2 protein-coding genes are annotated in these 1,843 nt (G+C 59.9%); both read right to left on the reverse strand.

Features of this window, described 5'->3' with window-relative positions:
- Positions 1-1,134, reverse strand: a 1,134-nt coding sequence (locus tag AC3B8H_RS20940) for a TonB-dependent siderophore receptor (protein WP_488443444.1), incomplete at its 3' end; no start/stop codon positions are given.
- 146 nt (positions 1,135-1,280) lie between these two features.
- A partial coding sequence (locus tag AC3B8H_RS20945) for a FecR family protein (RefSeq protein ID WP_488443445.1) occupies positions 1,281-1,843 on the reverse strand: 563 nt, incomplete at its 5' end.

Here is a 1,843-nt window from a genome sequence, read left to right on the forward strand (position 1 = left end):
GAAGGCGTGCGACCAATTCAGGTCCGCGACGTTACGTTCCTGATTGGCGTGCGCGGATTGGTCGCTCAACGCGGTATTGATCGGCAAATTAGCCGGTCGCGTCGCGCCGTTCAGCACCGGAAACCCGTCATCCCAGCGAAAATCGTCGCGTTGATATTCCATGCCGAAGTTGACTTCGGTGCGGTCGCTGATTTGCCAGGTAAATTGCGGCGCGATAAAGATCCGGTCGCGGTAAAACAAGTCGCGAAACGACTTGGTATCCTGGTAAGCCAGATTGAAGCGGTAGGCGAAGGTTTTATCCTGATTCAGCGCGCCACTGGCATCCACGGTGGTTCGATAGTTATCGAACGAGCCGAACTGTTGCTGCAGCGCGTAATACGGCGTGAACAACGGCTTTTTCAGCACCCGGTTGATCATGCCGCCCGGCTCGATTCGGCCGTACAACATCGCGCCGGGGCCTTTCAGTACTTCCAGGCGCTCGACGTTGGCGGTTTCCGCCGCCCAGGAGGCTTCGCGGATGCCGTTACGGTAGGTCGCGCCGTTCATGTCAAAGCCGCGCACGGTAAAGTTTTCGTAAGTCGGCGACGGGCTGATCTGCACGCCGCTGACGTTACGCAAACCGTCGGCTAGTGTAATCGCTTGCTGATCCTTCAAGACTTGTTGCGGCACCACTTGAATCGATGCCGGGGTTTCCATCAGCGGCGTATCGGTACGGGTCGCGGTGCTGGCGTTAGTGCGATTGTATTGCGGGTTGTAAGGATCGTTGGCCAGGTAAGCGGTTTGCGCGGTCACCGTCACCGCGCCCAAGGTTTCGACGCGATCCGCCGCCGCGCCCGCCGGCTTGATCGCGACGGTATTGGCGGCGGTAAAACTGAAAACCAAACCGCTACCGGCCAACAACTGCTGCAAAGCCTGCGCCACGCTGAAGCGGCCGTTGACCGCCGGCGCGGCTTTGCCGGCCACCGCGCCATCGGCGTAAAACGGTTGGACGCCGGTTTGCCGAGACAAGGCATCCAAGGCGGCGGCCAGCGGTTGGGCGGGAATTTGGATGGCAAACGTTTGTTCGTCTGCTCGAACCAGGCTCGCAGCCAGCAACGCGGGTGCGGCGACGACATACAGCGGAAATTTAGACATCGGTGCTCCTTATCGAATAGTGAATGTTCCGCTCGATAAGACCGTTTCAAAAATAAAACACCGCCACTTGCGCCGTTTTAACCGGCGTTGCCGGAATGCCCTGCCCAACACGTACCAAAGCGTTCCGTCCCCGCCGGAGCCGAAATTTACCGCCTCGCCAGGATACTAATTCGGTGACCGTCCAAATGCGCGATTCTGACCGGCAACGCAGTAGCGATGGTATTCAGGGCCAGTTGCAGATCGTCGGCCGGAAAGCGGCCGCTGACCGACAATTGCCGCAACGCATCGTCGGCAATTTCGATCGACACCGGATGATAACGCTCCAATTCCCGCGCCACGTCCGCCAGCGTCAAGTTTTTCAAAACCAGCACGCCGCCGCGCCAAGCGGCGATGGTGGTCGGATCGCAGGCCCTTACCGGCGCGGTATTCCCTTGCGGGTCGAAGTCGGTTTGCTGTCCGGCGGTCAGATGCAGCGCTTCCGGATTCTTGGCCACCTGAACCGCGACTTCGCCCTCTTGGACGGTCACTTCAACTTTCGCCGGATCTTGGCGTACATTGAACTGGGTGCCGACATCCTCTATCCGTCCCGCGCCGGCGCGAACCTCGAACCGGGTTAAATTATTGTGGGCCACGCTAAACCAGGCCTCACCGCGCGCCAGCCACACCCGGCGAGCCCGCGCCGAGTAACTGACCCGAATCTCGGTGTCGG

It is taken from the genome of Methylomonas sp. BG-2, assembly GCF_057766305.1.